Annotated in this window: 21 protein-coding genes and 1 pseudogene; 10 read left to right on the forward strand and 12 right to left on the reverse strand. The window is 60.8% G+C overall.

Annotation, left to right across the window (positions count from 1 at the left end; genetic code table 11):
* Positions 1 to 150 precede the first annotated feature (150 nt).
* Together ACNQPL_RS22270 and ACNQPL_RS22275 are read left to right on the forward strand one after the other, a co-directional pair.
* A complete protein-coding gene (locus tag ACNQPL_RS22270) occupies positions 151 to 465 on the forward strand; it encodes a hypothetical protein (RefSeq protein WP_416467928.1) in 315 nt (104 codons plus the stop codon).
* Positions 465 to 752: a helix-turn-helix domain-containing protein gene (locus ACNQPL_RS22275; RefSeq protein WP_346611752.1), complete on the forward strand. Its 288-nt coding sequence runs from the start codon at positions 465 to 467 to the stop codon at positions 750 to 752. The genes ACNQPL_RS22270 and ACNQPL_RS22275 overlap by 1 nt, the downstream gene beginning before the upstream one ends.
* Positions 753 to 825: 73 nt before the next feature.
* Here the strand turns inward: ACNQPL_RS22275 and ACNQPL_RS22280 are convergent.
* Positions 826 to 975: pseudogene (locus ACNQPL_RS22280) on the reverse strand (DNA adenine methylase); the annotation flags it as partial.
* Positions 976 to 1,114: 139 nt separating this feature from the next.
* Between ACNQPL_RS22280 and rimO the strand changes: the two are divergent.
* From rimO to tsaA, 5 genes are all read left to right on the forward strand, one after another.
* Positions 1,115 to 2,446: a 30S ribosomal protein S12 methylthiotransferase RimO gene (gene rimO / locus ACNQPL_RS22285; protein WP_346611753.1), complete on the forward strand. Its 1,332-nt coding sequence runs from the start codon at positions 1,115 to 1,117 to the stop codon at positions 2,444 to 2,446.
* A gap of 136 nt (positions 2,447 to 2,582) precedes the next feature.
* Complete coding sequence (locus ACNQPL_RS22290) at positions 2,583 to 3,032, forward strand: GNAT family N-acetyltransferase (protein WP_346611754.1); 450 nt, start codon at positions 2,583 to 2,585, stop codon at positions 3,030 to 3,032.
* Between the two features lie 121 nt (positions 3,033 to 3,153).
* Positions 3,154 to 3,864: an rRNA pseudouridine synthase gene (locus ACNQPL_RS22295; protein WP_346611755.1), complete on the forward strand. Its 711-nt coding sequence runs from the start codon at positions 3,154 to 3,156 to the stop codon at positions 3,862 to 3,864.
* 47 nt (positions 3,865 to 3,911) lie between these two features.
* Positions 3,912 to 4,373: a DUF1456 family protein gene (locus ACNQPL_RS22300; protein WP_346611756.1), complete on the forward strand. Its 462-nt coding sequence runs from the start codon at positions 3,912 to 3,914 to the stop codon at positions 4,371 to 4,373.
* 6 nt (positions 4,374 to 4,379) lie between these two features.
* The gene (gene tsaA / locus ACNQPL_RS22305; RefSeq protein WP_387528532.1) at positions 4,380 to 5,072 is read left to right on the forward strand and encodes a tRNA (N6-threonylcarbamoyladenosine(37)-N6)-methyltransferase TrmO; all 693 of its coding nucleotides are present in this window, start codon (positions 4,380 to 4,382) and stop codon (positions 5,070 to 5,072) included.
* A 68-nt stretch (positions 5,073 to 5,140) separates the two neighbouring features.
* Here tsaA and fpr read toward each other — a convergent pair whose 3' ends face one another.
* The gene (gene fpr, locus ACNQPL_RS22310) at positions 5,141 to 5,920 is read right to left on the reverse strand and encodes a ferredoxin-NADP reductase (protein WP_167069020.1); all 780 of its coding nucleotides are present in this window, start codon (positions 5,918 to 5,920) and stop codon (positions 5,141 to 5,143) included.
* A gap of 117 nt (positions 5,921 to 6,037) precedes the next feature.
* Between fpr and finR the strand changes: the two genes are divergently transcribed.
* Positions 6,038 to 6,964, forward strand: a complete 927-nt coding sequence (finR, locus tag ACNQPL_RS22315) for a LysR family transcriptional regulator FinR (protein WP_346611758.1) — start codon at positions 6,038 to 6,040, stop codon at positions 6,962 to 6,964.
* On the opposite strand, the gene ACNQPL_RS22320 is transcribed toward finR, so the two are convergent.
* From ACNQPL_RS22320 to ACNQPL_RS22335, 4 genes are all read right to left on the reverse strand, one after another.
* On the reverse strand, positions 6,961 to 7,323 hold the full coding sequence (locus tag ACNQPL_RS22320; RefSeq protein ID WP_008094698.1) for a diacylglycerol kinase: 363 nt from the start codon (positions 7,321 to 7,323) through the stop codon (positions 6,961 to 6,963). The genes finR and ACNQPL_RS22320 overlap by 4 nt on opposite strands.
* Before the next feature lie 73 nt (positions 7,324 to 7,396).
* A complete protein-coding gene (gene erdR, locus ACNQPL_RS22325; protein WP_346611759.1) occupies positions 7,397 to 8,047 on the reverse strand; it encodes a response regulator transcription factor ErdR in 651 nt (216 codons plus the stop codon).
* Positions 8,048 to 8,226: 179 nt separating this feature from the next.
* Positions 8,227 to 8,937 (reverse strand): tRNA-uridine aminocarboxypropyltransferase, encoded by a 711-nt coding sequence (locus ACNQPL_RS22330; RefSeq protein ID WP_387528526.1) that lies wholly within the window; start codon positions 8,935 to 8,937, stop codon positions 8,227 to 8,229.
* A gap of 81 nt (positions 8,938 to 9,018) precedes the next feature.
* On the reverse strand, positions 9,019 to 9,162 hold the full coding sequence (locus tag ACNQPL_RS22335) for a hypothetical protein (protein ID WP_416467929.1): 144 nt from the start codon (positions 9,160 to 9,162) through the stop codon (positions 9,019 to 9,021).
* Between ACNQPL_RS22335 and ACNQPL_RS22340 the strand changes: the two genes are divergently transcribed.
* Positions 9,161 to 9,580: a quorum-sensing-regulated virulence factor family protein gene (locus ACNQPL_RS22340; RefSeq protein WP_346611762.1), complete on the forward strand. Its 420-nt coding sequence runs from the start codon at positions 9,161 to 9,163 to the stop codon at positions 9,578 to 9,580. The genes ACNQPL_RS22335 and ACNQPL_RS22340 overlap by 2 nt on opposite strands.
* Here ACNQPL_RS22340 and ACNQPL_RS22345 read toward each other — a convergent pair whose 3' ends face one another.
* Entirely contained in the window at positions 9,581 to 9,784 is a 204-nt protein-coding gene (locus ACNQPL_RS22345; RefSeq protein ID WP_346611763.1) for a hypothetical protein, read from the reverse strand.
* 302 nt (positions 9,785 to 10,086) lie between these two features.
* Here ACNQPL_RS22345 and ACNQPL_RS22350 point away from each other — a divergent pair, with 302 nt between their 5' ends.
* A complete protein-coding gene (locus ACNQPL_RS22350) occupies positions 10,087 to 11,205 on the forward strand; it encodes an LOG family protein (RefSeq protein ID WP_346611764.1) in 1,119 nt (372 codons plus the stop codon).
* Between the two features lie 6 nt (positions 11,206 to 11,211).
* Here ACNQPL_RS22350 and recX read toward each other — a convergent pair whose 3' ends face one another.
* The 5 genes from recX to ACNQPL_RS22375 all read right to left on the reverse strand — a co-directional run bounded on the left by recX (position 11,212) and on the right by ACNQPL_RS22375 (position 14,689).
* Positions 11,212 to 11,679: a recombination regulator RecX gene (gene recX, locus ACNQPL_RS22355; protein ID WP_346611765.1), complete on the reverse strand. Its 468-nt coding sequence runs from the start codon at positions 11,677 to 11,679 to the stop codon at positions 11,212 to 11,214.
* A gap of 17 nt (positions 11,680 to 11,696) precedes the next feature.
* A complete protein-coding gene (recA, locus tag ACNQPL_RS22360) occupies positions 11,697 to 12,764 on the reverse strand; it encodes a recombinase RecA (RefSeq protein ID WP_346611766.1) in 1,068 nt (355 codons plus the stop codon).
* Positions 12,765 to 12,867: 103 nt separating this feature from the next.
* The gene (locus tag ACNQPL_RS22365; protein WP_416467930.1) at positions 12,868 to 13,350 is read right to left on the reverse strand and encodes a CinA family protein; all 483 of its coding nucleotides are present in this window, start codon (positions 13,348 to 13,350) and stop codon (positions 12,868 to 12,870) included.
* 86 nt (positions 13,351 to 13,436) lie between these two features.
* The gene (locus ACNQPL_RS22370) at positions 13,437 to 13,766 is read right to left on the reverse strand and encodes a phage holin family protein (RefSeq protein WP_346611768.1); all 330 of its coding nucleotides are present in this window, start codon (positions 13,764 to 13,766) and stop codon (positions 13,437 to 13,439) included.
* A gap of 176 nt (positions 13,767 to 13,942) precedes the next feature.
* On the reverse strand, positions 13,943 to 14,689 hold the full coding sequence (locus ACNQPL_RS22375; RefSeq protein WP_346611769.1) for a S24 family peptidase: 747 nt from the start codon (positions 14,687 to 14,689) through the stop codon (positions 13,943 to 13,945).
* Between the last annotated feature and the right edge of the window lie 30 nt (positions 14,690 to 14,719).

The raw sequence follows: 14,719 nt of genomic DNA on the forward strand, positions 1-14,719 counted from the left end.
CACCCGTTTAAGCCCGGGGCGACCTGCGTTTTGCCTATGCCGCTCGTCCCCTGATCAAGAAAAATCACATGCTGACACAAGCGCTACCTTGAACAATGTAGGTTAACCCCCTATCATCCAACTACGCCAATGACGCACAGAAGGGGCTGCATGATCTTCATCGAAACTCCAGTATTCACCTCCGATCTCAAGGAGCATCTGGATGATGAAGAATACCGGGCTTTTCAGGCCTATCTGGCTGAGCGTCCGGAAGCCGGCTCTCTCATAGAGGAAACCGGCGGCCTCAGAAAAGTCCGCTGGGCGGCCAAGGGCAAGGGCAAGAGTGGGGGTGTGAGAGTGATCTACTACCACGTCACTGCAGCCCACCAGATCCGTTTGATTCTGATCTATCGCAAGGGAATCAGGGATACCTTGACAAATAGTCAGAAAGCGCAGCTTCGCGCACTAAACAAAGGGTGGAAATAATGGAAAAGAATCTCTTCGATCGTCTTGTGGAAAGCATGACTCAGATGGATGAGATCGATCGCGGGGAGCGTCAGCCTTCGCGTGAATTCCACGTAGACGCAGTTCAAGTCAAAAAAATTCGTCAAGCCACTGGCCTCTCCCAGGCGATGTTCGCCAAACGTATTGATGTCGCAGTAGGCACTTTACGAAATTGGGAACAAGGCCGTCGCGAACCTGAGGGACCAGCTCGTGCCTTGCTCCGTGCGATCCATAACGATCCTGAGCATGTACTTGCAGCCTTGAGCTGAGTGCACAAAAGCCCGCAATAGCGGGCTTTTTTATGCACGGAGTTCCGATACGAGCCTGGCCTTTTCCCACCTTGTCGGTCAGCGTCTCTGGGCGATTCATCTTTTGCCATTCAGCAACCTGGCGAGAGCTGAGTGTCCATTTGAACTGCATCACAAACGCCTCAAGATGATTCAGGACAACGCGATAGAGGGTGGCCAGGTCGCAGTTAAAGGGGTTCAGCAGCGTTCGTCGCATTTCTGCTAGTCAAGCGACCTTGCGCTCGCTAGAATTGCGCACTTTTTGATCAGAGGCGCCAAAAAGCGCCCGTCAAGACCGCCCCCGTTTCCGCCCGGGCGGCCTGCATTCAATACCGAGGTTAGTCATGTCCACCACGCCCGCCACCCCCAAGGTAGGATTCGTAAGCCTGGGTTGCCCCAAAGCTCTGGTCGATTCCGAGCGCATTCTGACCCAGCTGCGCATGGAAGGTTATGAAGTCGTGCCCACCTACGAGGACGCCGACGTGGTGGTGGTCAACACCTGCGGCTTCATCGACAGTGCCAAGGCCGAGTCGCTGGAAGTCATCGGCGAAGCGATCAAGGAAAACGGCAAGGTCATCGTCACCGGCTGCATGGGCGTCGAAGAAGGCAGCATCCGTGATGTGCACCCCAGCGTGCTGTCGGTCACCGGCCCGCAGCAGTACGAGCAGGTAGTCAATGCTGTGCACGAAGTGGTGCCACCGCGCCAGGACCACAACCCGCTGATCGACCTGGTGCCGCCGCAGGGCGTCAAGCTGACGCCGCGCCACTACGCCTACCTGAAGATTTCCGAAGGCTGCAACCATAGCTGCAGTTTCTGCATCATCCCGTCGATGCGCGGCAAGCTGGTCAGCCGCCCGGTCGGTGAAGTGCTGAGCGAAGCCGAGCGCCTGGTCAAGGCTGGCGTCAAGGAGATCCTGGTGATTTCCCAGGACACCAGCGCCTACGGCGTCGACGTCAAGTACAAGACCGATTTCTGGAATGGCCGCCCGGTCAAGACCCGCATGCTCGAGCTGTGCGAGGCGCTGAGCAGCCTGGGTGCCTGGGTACGCCTGCACTACGTGTACCCCTACCCGAACGTCGACGACGTGATCCCGCTGATGGCCGCCGGCAAGATCCTGCCGTACCTGGACATCCCGTTCCAGCATGCCAGCCCCAAAGTGCTCAAGTCGATGAAGCGCCCAGCCTTCGAAGACCGCACCCTGGCGCGCATCAAGAACTGGCGCGAACAGTGCCCGGACCTGGTGATCCGCTCGACCTTCATCGTCGGCTTCCCGGGCGAAACCGAAGAAGACTTCCAGTACCTGCTGGACTGGTTGACCGAAGCCCAGCTCGACCGCGTCGGCTGCTTCCAGTACTCGCCGGTCGAAGGCGCCCCGGCCAACGACCTTGGCCTTGAAGAAGTACCGGATGACGTCAAGCAGGCACGCTGGGACCGCTTCATGGCCCACCAGCAGGCCATCAGCAGTGCACGCCTGCAGCTACGCATCGGCAAGGAAATCGAAGTGCTGATCGACGAAGTCGAAGAGCAAGGCTCGGTGGGCCGCAGCTTCTTCGATGCTCCGGAAATCGACGGCAGCGTGTTCATCGATGGCGACCACGGCTTCAAGCCGGGCGACAAGGTCCGCTGCCGTGTCGTCGATGCCGATGAGTACGACATGTGGGCCGAGCCAATCTAAGGTCACTTGGTTATCCATCGCCTGTATTGGGGCCGCTTTGCGGCCCCAGCGCTCCTGAGTGAACCGCACTACGCCCCACTGGCAGGGCCTTTTTTTGCATCTATGGTTTCCTCAATGGCCAACGAGGAATACCGGCATGCACTTGATGCTGCAAACACCCCACCTGAGCGACTACCCCGAACTGGCCCAGGTCTGGGAAGACTCGGTACGCGCGACCCACGAGTTCCTGCCCGACGCCTACATCACGCTGCTGCGTGAACATGTTCTGGGCAAGTACCTCGACGCCGTCATGCTGGTCTGCTGCAGGCATGGCCAGCGCATCTGCGGCTTCGCCGGTGTCGCCAACGGCCGCGTGGACATGCTGTTCGTTGCCCCGCAGTACCGTGGCCAAGGCGTCGGAAAGCGCTTGCTGCGCTACGCCATCAGCGAGCTGAATGCCGAACGCCTCGACGTCAATGAGCAAAACCCCCAAGCCTTGGGTTTCTATCTGCACGAAGGTTTCGAAGTCATCGGCCGCTCGGAAACCGACGGCTTGGGGCAGCCTTACCCATTGCTTCACATGAAGCTGGTTCCTACAGCTCGCTAGGAGCGCACTGTAGGATGCCGTCCGATACTTCCGAAATGGCGCATTTGACACAGATTCCCGTCATCAACTGCCCATGGGCAGGTACAATGCAAGACTTTCCCTGCCTTGCGAATTGCCCGCCATGTCCGAACCCATCCGCCTGTCCAAACGCCTCATCGAGCAGCTCGGCTGCTCCCGCCGTGAGGCCGAGCTGTATATCGAAGGGGGCTGGGTCACGGTCGATGGCGTGGTCGTCGAGCAACCTCAGTTCAAGGTCGACAACCAGACCGTGGAACTGTTGCCAGGCGCCAATGCACAGGCGCTGGACCCGGTTACCCTGCTGCTCAACCAGCCGGCTGGGGTCGATATCGACACGGCGCGCGCCAGCATGAACCTGGCCAGCCTCAGCGAAGCGCACCGCGAGGGTGTGCGGCCCCTGCACGGGCATTTCGCCCGGTTGACCTGCTCTGCCCCTCTAGAGCGCGGTGCCAGCGGCCTGCAGATATTCACGCAGGACTGGAAGGTAACCCGCAAGATCGAGGCCGACCTGCGCAAGCTGGAGCAGGAATACATCATCGAAGTGCGCGGCGAGACCACCCCACAGGCGCTGGAGCGCCTGGCACGCGGGGCGACGCGCAACGACCGGGAACTGCCCAAGGCCAAGGCCAGCTGGCAGAACGAAACCCACCTGCGCCTGGCCTTGAAAAACCCACAACCCGGGCAGATTTCCGAGATATGCGCTTACCTGCGCCTGGAAGTGCTCAGCATGCGCCGTATTCGCCTGGGTGGGGTATCCATGGGCAAGCTGCCTGTGGGCCAGTGGCGTTACCTGGCCGGCACTGAACGTTTCTAAGCAATGCGCCACGCCGTTGCGTGGCTTCTGAACAGGATTTTGCAGCAATGAACCACAATGATGTCCTGCGCAGCCTGCGCTACATGCTCAAGGTGAACGACGCCAAGATGGCCGAAATCATCGCGCTGTCGGGCCTGGAGGTAAACCCGGTGGTACTCGCCACCTACCTGAAGAAAGAAGACGAGCCCGGTTTTGTGCGCTGCCCCGAGCGGGTCATGGCGCACTTTCTGGACGGCCTGGTCACCCACCGCCGTGGCAAGGATGACAGCCGTCCGCCACAGCCGGTCGAGCTGCCGGTGACCAACAACACCGTGCTCAAGAAGCTGCGCGTGGCCTTCGAGCTCAAGGAAGAAGACCTGCATGCAATCCTCAAGTCGGTCAACTTCCCGGTGTCCAAGCCCGAGCTCAGCGCGCTGTTCCGCAAGGTCGGCCACGACAACTACCGGCCCTGCGGCGATCAGTTGCTGCGCAACTTCCTCAAGGGCCTGACCCTGCGCGTGCGCGGCTGAGTGACCATGCAGCATACGGTTTCGCCCGTCGGCATCGTGCGCTCCTGCTTCAAGGAGAAGTTCGCCATACCGCGCCAGCCCCAGCTGGCGCCGGCGGCCCGTGGTGTATTGGAACTGCTGCCACCGTTCGACCAGGGTGATGCGGTGGCAGGCCTGGAGCAGGTCAGCCATGTCTGGCTGCTGTTCCTGTTCCACCAGGCACTGGAAGACAAACCACGCCTGAAGGTGCGCCCGCCGCGCCTGGGCGGCAACAAGAGCATGGGCGTGTTCGCCACGCGTGCCACCCATCGGCCAAACGGCATCGGCCAGTCGGTGGTCCGGCTGGAGGGCGTTGAACCGGGGCGGCTGCTGTTGTCCGGCATCGATCTGCTCGACGGCACGCCGGTACTGGATATCAAGCCCTATGTCCCCTACGCCGACAGCATCGCCGGGGCCAGCAACCTGATGGCCAGCGAAGCCCCTGAGGCAATCGCCGTGCAATGGGCGGACAGCGCGCTGCCGCAGGCCCACGAGCATGCGTTGCGCCTGGGCGAGCCGCTGGTGGAGCTGATCGAGCAGTGCCTGGCACAGGATCCGCGGCCTGCCTATCAGGTGCCGCCAGCGGAACGTGTATATGGGGTGAAGTTCTGGGACGTACAGGTCAGGTGGCACTACCCGCAGCCGGATGTGATTCGGGTGCTTGAGGTTGTGGGCGACTGACAGCGCCTCAGGCGGCAGGCATAAAAAAACGCAGACCTGGGTCTGCGTTTTTTATTACAGCGCTGGCGTTACTTCTCGACGAACGCGCGCTCGATCAGGTAGTCACCTGGCTCGCGCATCCGCGCAGAGACTTTCAGGCCGAAGCTGTCGAGCACTTCGCTGGTCTCGTCGAGCATGCTCGGGCTGCCGCAGATCATGGCGCGGTCGTCCTGCGGGTTGATGGGTGGCAGGCCGATGTCGCTGAACAGCTTGCCGCTGCGCATCAGGTCGGTCAGGCGGCCCTGGTTCTCGAACGGCTCGCGGGTCACGGTTGGGTAGTAGATCAGTTTGTCACGTACCGCCTCACCGAAGAATTCGTTCTGCGGCAGGTGCTCGGTGATGAACTCGCGGTAGGCCACTTCGTTCACGTAGCGCACGCCGTGTACCAGGATCACCTTCTCGAAACGCTCGTAGGTTTCCGGGTCCTGAATGACGCTCATGAACGGCGCCAGGCCAGTGCCGGTGCTCAGCAGGTACAGGTGCTTGCCCGGGTTCAGGTCATCGAGCACCAAAGTACCGGTAGGCTTCTTGCTGATGATGATCTCGTCGCCTTCCTTCAAGTGCTGCAGCTGGGAAGTCAGCGGGCCGTCCGGCACCTTGATGCTGAAGAACTCCAGATGCTCTTCCCAGTTCGGCGAAGCGATGGAGTAGGCGCGCATGAGCGGACGGCCGCTTTCCTGCTGCAGGCCGATCATCACGAACTGACCGTTCTCGAAGCGCAGGCCCGGGTCGCGGGTGCACTTGAAGCTGAACAGGGTGTCGTTCCAGTGATGCACACTGAGGACACGTTCGTGGTTCATGTTGCTCATCGATGGGGCTCCTGAAGAAAACGCAGCGCGCAAAGCGCACAGTTGCGCAATAGTTTAGGGGCAGCGACAATATCTGTTAACTGAATTATCAAGATATGTGTTATCGGTTATATCGATATGCGATTCACACTCCGCCAGCTCCAGGTCTTCGTCGCCGTGGCCCAGCATCAGAGCGTCTCACGGGCCGCCAGCCTGCTGGCCCTGTCGCAGTCGGCCGCCAGCACTTCCATCACTGAACTGGAGCGTCAGTCAAGCTGCCAGCTGTTCGACCGTGCGGGCAAGCGCCTGGCCCTCAACGCGCTTGGCCACCAGTTGTTGCCACAGGCAGTTGCGCTGCTTGACCAGGCCAAGGAAATCGAAGACCTGCTCAACGGCAAGTCCGGTTTCGGCTCGTTGGCCGTCGGTGCCACGCTGACCATCGGCAACTACCTGGCCACCTTGCTGATCGGCAGCTTCATGCAGGTGCACCCGGAGAGCCAGGTAAAGCTGCATGTACAGAACACAGCTCATATCGTGCACCAGGTGGCGCAGTACGAAATTGATCTGGGTCTAATCGAGGGCGACTGCAACCACCCGGACCTGGAGGTGCAGCCTTGGGTCGAAGACGAGCTGGTGGTGTTCTGTGCGCCGCAGCATCCGCTGGCCAACGTGGGCCGGGCCAATATCGAAAGCCTGTCGCAGGAAGCCTGGATCTTGCGCGAGCAGGGCTCCGGTACGCGCCTGACCTTCGATCAGGCCATGCGCCATCATCGCGCCAACCTGAATATCCGCCTGGAGCTGGAGCATACCGAAGCGATCAAGCGTGCCGTGGAGTCGGGCCTGGGCATTGGCTGCATCTCGCGCCTGGCCCTGCGCGATGCGTTCCGCCGTGGCAGCCTGGTGCCGGTCGAGACCCCGGAGCTGGACCTCATGCGCCAGTTCTACTTCATCTGGCACAAACAGAAATACCAGACCTCCGCCATGCGCGAGTTTCTCGAGCTCTGCCGCAACTTCACCGCAGGCTTTACCCGCAGTGACGAGATCGTATTGCCACCGATTGCCTAGAGCAGGATGACGCCCCAGACCAGGGCCACCATGGTCAGCGCTACCAGCTGTGCGGCGCTGCCCATGTCCTTGGCGTTTTTCGACAGCGGGTGGCGCTCGAGCGAGATGCGATCGATCGCCGCCTCCACTGCCGAGTTGAACAGCTCGACAATCAGGCCGAGCAGGCAAACGGCAATCATGATCGCCCGCTCTGCGCGACTGACCGGTAGCCAGAAGGCAATCGGAATCAGCAGTACGTTGAGCAGCACCAGTTGGCGGAAGGCAGCCTCACCCTTGAAGGCGGCGCGCAAGCCGTCCAGCGAATAGCCGGCGGCGTTGAAGATACGTTTGAGGCCCGTCTGGCCTTTGAATGGCGACATGTGCGTCACTTTACCGATGAAAGGCCAGCAGACTAGTTGAAAAAGCATCAAAAAAGCGTGAAGGCGCAGGCAGTTAGCTGCTCGCAACCGATTCCAGTTGTTGCAGCAGCAAGGCCGCCTGGGTGCGCGTACGCACACCCAGCTTGCGGAATATCGCTGTCACGTGGGCCTTGATGGTAGCTTCCGAAACACTCAGTTCATAGGCGATCTGTTTGTTCAACAAGCCTTCGCAGACCATGGTCAGCACGCGGAACTGCTGCGGCGTAAGGCTGGCGAGGCCTTCGCTGGCGGCCTTGGCCTCGGCCGACACATCGACTTTCTCGAACGCCTGTGGTGGCCACCAGACTTCACCGTCGAGCACTTTTCTCACCGCATCCTGAATCACTTCGAGGCCGCTGGACTTGGGAATGAAGCCACTGGCGCCAAACTCGCGGGACTTGACCACAACGGCAGCCTCTTCCTGAGCCGAAACCATCACCACCGGGATTTGCGGGTACTGGCCGCGCAACAGCACCAGCCCGGAGAAACCGTAGGCACCTGGCATGTTCAGGTCCAGCAGGACCAGGTCCCAGTCGGCTTTCTCGCTCAGCCGGGTTTCAAGCTCGGCGATGCTCGCCACTTCAACCAGGCGTACATCCGGCCCCAGGCCAAGGGTAACGGCTTGGCGCAGAGCGCTGCGAAACAGCGGGTGGTCATCGGCAATCAGGACTTCGTAAGTGGCCATCGATCTAGGGATCCTGTTCTGTGCCAGGCGCATGCGGGGGAATATTAGCGCCGGGCGGGGAATCGGCGCCAAGGGTGGCGAGCACGCAGGCGCGGGTCAACCGATCGCCCTGCCGCCTCGCCGCACCCCGGCTGCCAGCCCCGTCATTATGAACCAAAGCGGGGCTGATGCCCCTTGGACTATAGGAAGGTATGCAAACGCTGGTGGATATCATCCTGCTCATCCAGCGGCAACCGACGCTTGCCACTGAGGTAATGCAGGCTGAACACGTCCAGATACGCATCCAGTGCCTGAGAGGCCTGGCTGTCGCCCGCGAGGTCCAGGCACATGGCAGCCACCTCTGCGGTACAGAAGTGATCGTCACGTTTGGAGCGACGCAGGCGATAGCGCGACATCTGCTCGGCCTGCAGGCTCAATACCGGGAAGCGCTCAAGATAGGGGCTCTTGCGGAACATCTTGCGGGCTTCGGTCCAGGTGGCATCCAGCAGGATGAACAACGGGCGCTTGCCCGGGGTACGCACCACTTCGCTGACCACGCGCTCCTGCGCAACGAACTCACCGGGGAAGACGATGTACGGCTGCCACTGCGGATCATCCAGCAGCGCCAGCAAACCTTCGTCCACCGAAGTACGCAGCCAGCCGAACGCTGAGGTGTCTTCGATCAGGTCGGCGATCAGCCAGCCGGTGTTGGTCGGTTTCAACGGCTCGGTGTCATGCATCAGCAGGCATACACCGGAGTCTGCCTGCACCCTGGGCTTCCAGGCGCACAGGCAATGCGTGGCGATCACCCGACAGTCAGGGCAGCGCTCGGCGCGTGAACCACGGGCAATGAATGGCTTGATGCTGCGAGCCAGGCGTTCGGCGCGCAAGCGCGCTACCGCGTGGCTCATGCTGGCAAGCCTCGGGGGAGGATGTGACTGGACACTGCGATAACTCGGAGAAAACAAACCGCCAGTCTAACAGAGCAGGCGTCATTTGCCGTGCAGCAGGACGGGTTGGTCCCTTATAATCTGCGCTTTGGCGGCCGCGAAGTTGCCCGTGAACATGCGCGATTCAGGGAACGCCTGCTGCCAGCGCATGTCAAAGCGCCAGTCATCGAACCAGGAGAGATTCATGCTGCGTCTTATTGTCCCGACCCTGAGCCTGTTGCTCACCCTGCCACTGGCAGCCCACGCGGCCTCCAAGCAGGAATTCGAACTGAACAAGACGCTGCAGAAGGTCGCCAAGGAAAGCAGCGTCGGTACCCCGCGGGCCATCAACGAAGATATTCTCGACCAAGGCTATACCGTCGAAGGCAAAGCCTTGGTCAACCACTTGAGCGTACGCCCTGAGCACGCCGCGCGCATGCAGGCAAACCCCGAGCAGGTACGCAGCCAACTGGGTGACAGCGTATGCCGCAACAGTGGCTACCGTAACCTGATGTCCAAGGGCGCAGTGATGGTCTATCGCTTCACTGTCTACAAGACCAACCAACCGGTCATGGACCAGGCGTTCGACGCTGCCAGTTGCACTGCCGGTAACAAGAAGAAGTAATCAGCTGACCCGCTCATCCTCCGCGCGCCGCGGCCCTTCGTCGGCGCGCATCTCCGCCAGTAGCGCCTGCAGATAAGGTGACTGGCACTCAAGCGCAGCCAACCGCCGCCGACACTCCACCTCCAGGCTCACATGGTGAACCTGCGCCGCATTTTCAAGCTGCTGATAAAGCTGCCGGTCTACCTCGATGACCAAGCGATGCATACCGCCACCTCCTGCATCGACACGTTTCGCTTCACCAGTTAATCAAACCCTCGCCATCAATGGTCATGCGCCGACGAGCGGCCACGCAGATCACAACGGCACGAACGGTCGCGAGGGTCTAGATTGATAGCGAAGACTGTGAAAACAACACGATGAATTTGCGCAACTGCATCAGGGCCTGAAGGCCTACTGCAATGCTTGGGTTGCACACTCGAGCCAGAGCAGCCAGCGACGCACGTAGTGTCGCGGCCAAGCCGGACCCTCGGCTCGGTCAGAGGTTTTGCTGCAGAAGGAGACGTTGAATGCCTTACCAACCCAGTGAGTATCTATTCAATCATTTCAGGGACAGCGGTATCGACCTGAGCAAGATCGACCAGCAACTGCAACTGGTCGCCCCCGACAGCCCCAACCTGCCACTGTACCGTGACATGATGCTGACCGTCCTGCGCATGGCCCACGATGACGGTGATCGCTGGAACGCCAAGATCACCTTGCAGGCACTTCGCGAACTGGACCAGTCATTCCGCACCCTGCAACGCTACAAGGGCCGGCGCAAGGTCACTGTGTTCGGTTCGGCGCGCACACCACTGGAACACCCGATGTACGCCTTGGCCCGCGAATTGGGGGCCACGCTTGCCCGCTCCGACCTGATGGTCATCACCGGTGCTGGTGGCGGCATCATGGCGGCCGCGCACGAAGGTGCGGGCAGCGATCACAGCCTGGGGTTCAATATCACATTGCCCTTCGAACAGCATGCCAACCCCACCGTCGATGGCACTGACAAGCTGTTGCCCTTCCACTTCTTCTTCATTCGCAAGCTGTTCTTCGTCAAGGAAGCTGACGGCCTGGTGCTCTGCCCTGGAGGCTTTGGTACGCTCGACGAGGCACTGGAAGTGCTCACGTTGATCCAGACAGGCAAGAGCCCATTGGTGCCTGTGGTTCTGCTCGACTCACCGGGTGGCAGCTTCTGGCGTGACTGCCTGGACTTCATCAGCCGCCAACTGGAAGAAAACCGTTATATCCTCCCCACCGACCTCAAGTTGGTGCGCCTGGTACACAGCGCCGACGAGGCCGTAGAAGAGATCAACCAGTTCTACAGCAACTACCACTCCAGCCGCTGGCTCAAGAACCAGTTCGTGATCCGCATGCACCACCGGCTCAGCGACGCCGCACTGCATGAAATTGAGGAGGGATTTGCCGATTTGCGCCTGAGTGGCAAATATCACCAGCACGCAGACAGTGGCGCAGAGCACGAGGTAGGCAACTACAGCCACCTCACGCGCCTGACCTTTGCGTTCAACGGTCGCGACCAGGGACGCCTGCGTGAACTGGTGGACTTTATCAATCTGCCGGAGAACTGGGCCAAACCACAGCCGATGCACACGACTCAGCGGGCGCGTGAGGCGTTGAAGGTCAGCTAGGCAAGTTTAATCGTACAAATCCCGGCCGCTGAGCAGGCGGCCGATCATCTCCATGGGGAAGCCACGGTAAGCGAGAAACCGGGTTTGCTGTGCACGGCTGCGAGGGTCTTGCGGGCGCTGCCCGGCATACTTGCGCTGCCAGGCTTCCTGTAACCGCTCCGCCCAATCGACACCGCTGTCACGCAGTGCCTGGTCGACATCTCCACGGTTCAGGCCACGCTGGCCAAGCTCTTCGCGAATCCGCGCAGGGCCATAGCCAGCATTGGATCGGTACCTGATGAAGCTTTCGAGATAGCGGGCTTCGCTAAGCAACCCTTCTTCGGCGAGCCGATCGAGCGCAGGCTCGATCAGCTCATCCGTCGCGCCGCGCTGGCGCAATTTGCGCGTCAGCTCTACGCGACCATGCTCGCGTCGCGCGAGCAGGTCCATGGCTGTCCGTCGAACGGCGACGGGGGTGTCGAGTACGGCGGACATGATCGGCCAAGCAGCTATCAGTAACCGGCGTCGGCGTCAGCCACGTCGTCAGCGTTGGCGTCGGCAGCAGCAGCCTTGCCAGCTTCAGCAACAACACCCGCCTTGAGCAGCTTCTCGCGGATCTGCTTCTCGATCTCGGCACCAATAGCCGGGTTCTCGTGCAGGTACTTGGCAGCGTTAGCCTTGCCCTGGCCGATCTTGTTGCCCTGGTAGGCATACCAGGCACCGGACTTCTCGACCAGGCCTTGAGACACGCCCAGGTCGATGATTTCGCCGTTGCGGTAGATGCCCTTGCCGTAAAGGATCTGGAACTCGGCCTGACGGAATGGCGGCGAGACCTTGTTCTTGACGATCTTCACGCGGGTTTCGCTGCCCACTACTTCGTCGCCTTCCTTGACCGCGCCGGTACGGCGGATGTCGAGGCGCACCGAAGCGTAGAACTTCAGGGCGTTACCACCGGTGGTGGTTTCCGGGCTACCGAACATCACGCCGATTTTCATACGAATCTGGTTGATGAAGATGACCAGGCAGTTGGCGTTCTTGATGTTACCGGTGATCTTGCGCAGCGCCTGGGACATCAGACGGGCCTGCAGGCCGACGTGCATGTCACCCATCTCGCCTTCGATTTCGGCTTTGGGTACCAGGGCAGCCACGGAGTCGACGATGATCACGTCAACGGCGTTGGAGCGCACCAGCATGTCGGTGATTTCCAGCGCCTGCTCACCGGTGTCCGGCTGAGAAACCAGCAGGTCGTCGACGTTGACGCCCAGCTTGCCGGCGTATTCAGGGTCGAGGGCGTGCTCGGCGTCGACGAAGGCGCAGGTGGCGCCGCTCTTCTGTGCTTCAGCGATGACCGACAGGGTCAGCGTGGTTTTACCCGACGATTCCGGGCCGTAGATTTCGACGATACGGCCTTTTGGCAGGCCGCCAATGCCGAGGGCGATGTCCAGGCCCAGGGAGCCGGTAGAGATAGCCGGGATGCCTGTGCGCTCGTGGTCGCCCATGCGCATGACCGCGCCTTTGCCGAATTGGCGTTCGATCTGACCCAGGGCCGCAGCCAAGGCGCGCTTCTTGTTGTCGTCCATTGAAATCCTCACGTGTTCGACTTGGCCCTGATGGCCGGAATACCTGTATAAGTAGCCAGTATTATTCCACAGGGAAGCGCTTGAGCAAACCCCTGTCGTCGAATTACTCGGTACCGAGCTGTAACAAGCCGTCTAACGCGGCGATCACCGTTTGTCGGCGCACCGCTTCGCGGTTGCCATCGAAGTGGCGACGCTCACTGATCACGTGCTCGCCATCCGCCCAGGCCAGCCACACGGTGCCCACCGGTTTGGCCGGCGAACCTCCATCTGGCCCGGCTACACCGCTGACGGCAACGGCAAAGCGCGCGCCACTGGCAACCTGGGCGCCACGAGCCATGGCTTCGACCACTTCCTGGCTGACCGCGCCTACCTGGCTGAACAGCGGTTCAGGGACGCCAAGCTGGCGGGTCTTCTGCGAATTGGAGTAGGTGACATACCCAGCCTCGAACCAGGCGGAGCTACCGGGTACACGGGTGATGGCTTCTGCGATGCCACCCCCGGTGCAGGATTCGGCAGTGGTGACCTGAGCGTTCAAGCGGCGCAAGTGTTCGCCCAGACGGGTGGAGAGAGCGGTGATCGGGTCCATGGGTGGTTCCTTGGGGAGACGGATGACACCGTAGCACTTGAGTTGGCATAGCGGGATAGGCGTTGCAATGCGCAATGCGCGGCCTGTTAGTGACCATCCGTATCACGCAGCCCCAGCCGCCTCATCGCCCACCGCTCATACATACGCATTGCAACATCCGCTCCCCCCACAGCGGTCAGGCAGCCCACCCCGCTGGCCGCCCAGATCGACAAGCCGGCGGCGTACAGCAGCATCCCGGTCGAAACCCCACAAATGACGCAGGCGCCGGAGCGCAGCACCAGTCGTCGCAAGAGCGACCACCCGGTGGCGCCGGCCTTGTCCGCCCGCCACATTTCGCCACTCAGGCCGGCCAGCAATGCCAGGGCGATCACCACCCAGAGCGGCAACTCCAGCAACACTTGCTGCTCGTTGATCACGGCGCTGCCTCCTGTGTATTGGCCGTCAACACTGATCGGCAGGCGAAAATGAGGGGGAAAGAGCAAAACCCGTCCAAACCAATTTATGCATTTACGCATAACAGGTCAATGCACCGGTTCACATTTCCATGAGGCAACAAAAAACCGCCGAAGCGGTTTTATGGAGGAACACCCCCTCAGCGGGCATACATGCCCCACCAGAACACATGGCCGAGCAGACTGATCTGCTCCTCCTGCAGTTGCTGGAAGCTGTAGTCCTCATCGGGATGTTCATCGCGGTTGAAGCTGCGCAGGCGGATGCCTGTGGGCAATCGGTAAACCTGCTTCACCCGTAATTGGCCGTTGTGGTTGATGGCGTAGAGGTCACCGTCGATGATGTCGCCAATCGAGCACTTGCCGGTATTGACGCCGACGGTAGCCCCGTCGCGCAGTACGGGCAGCATGCTGTTGCCGCGCACGGTCACGCATTTGGCCTGGTCGAACTGCACACCGTTATGGCGCAAGCTGCGCTTGCCAAACCGCAGACGGGCACGCTCGCTCTCTTCGATGACGAATCTTCCAGACCCAGCTGCCAATTCGACCTCGCGAAGAAAAGGGACCGACACCTCGTCGTCCTCGACGGGTGTTTCATCATCCCAGAGGCTGATGTCGCGCAGGTCCGCATGGCCATTAACGGGCAGCGCGGCTTCACGCGGCGCGCCCAACTCGGCACGGCCGCGCAGCTGCTCGGTGCTGACGCCAAAGTAGCTGGCGATCTTCGACACGTGCTTGTCAGAAGGGTCGACGATCTTTTCACCGAGAATGCGCGACAAGGTGGACTGGGGCACGCCCGTGCGCCGATGCAGCTCTGTCGGGGACAGGCTGTGGCGGTCGAGCAGTACCCTGAGTACGGTGGCTATATTGCGTTTTTGCATAGCATGCATAATGCCGCTACATCTCACACAATGCAATGC

It is taken from the genome of Pseudomonas sp. LFS044, from assembly GCF_047978245.1.
Lineage (GTDB): Bacteria > Pseudomonadota > Gammaproteobacteria > Pseudomonadales > Pseudomonadaceae > Aquipseudomonas.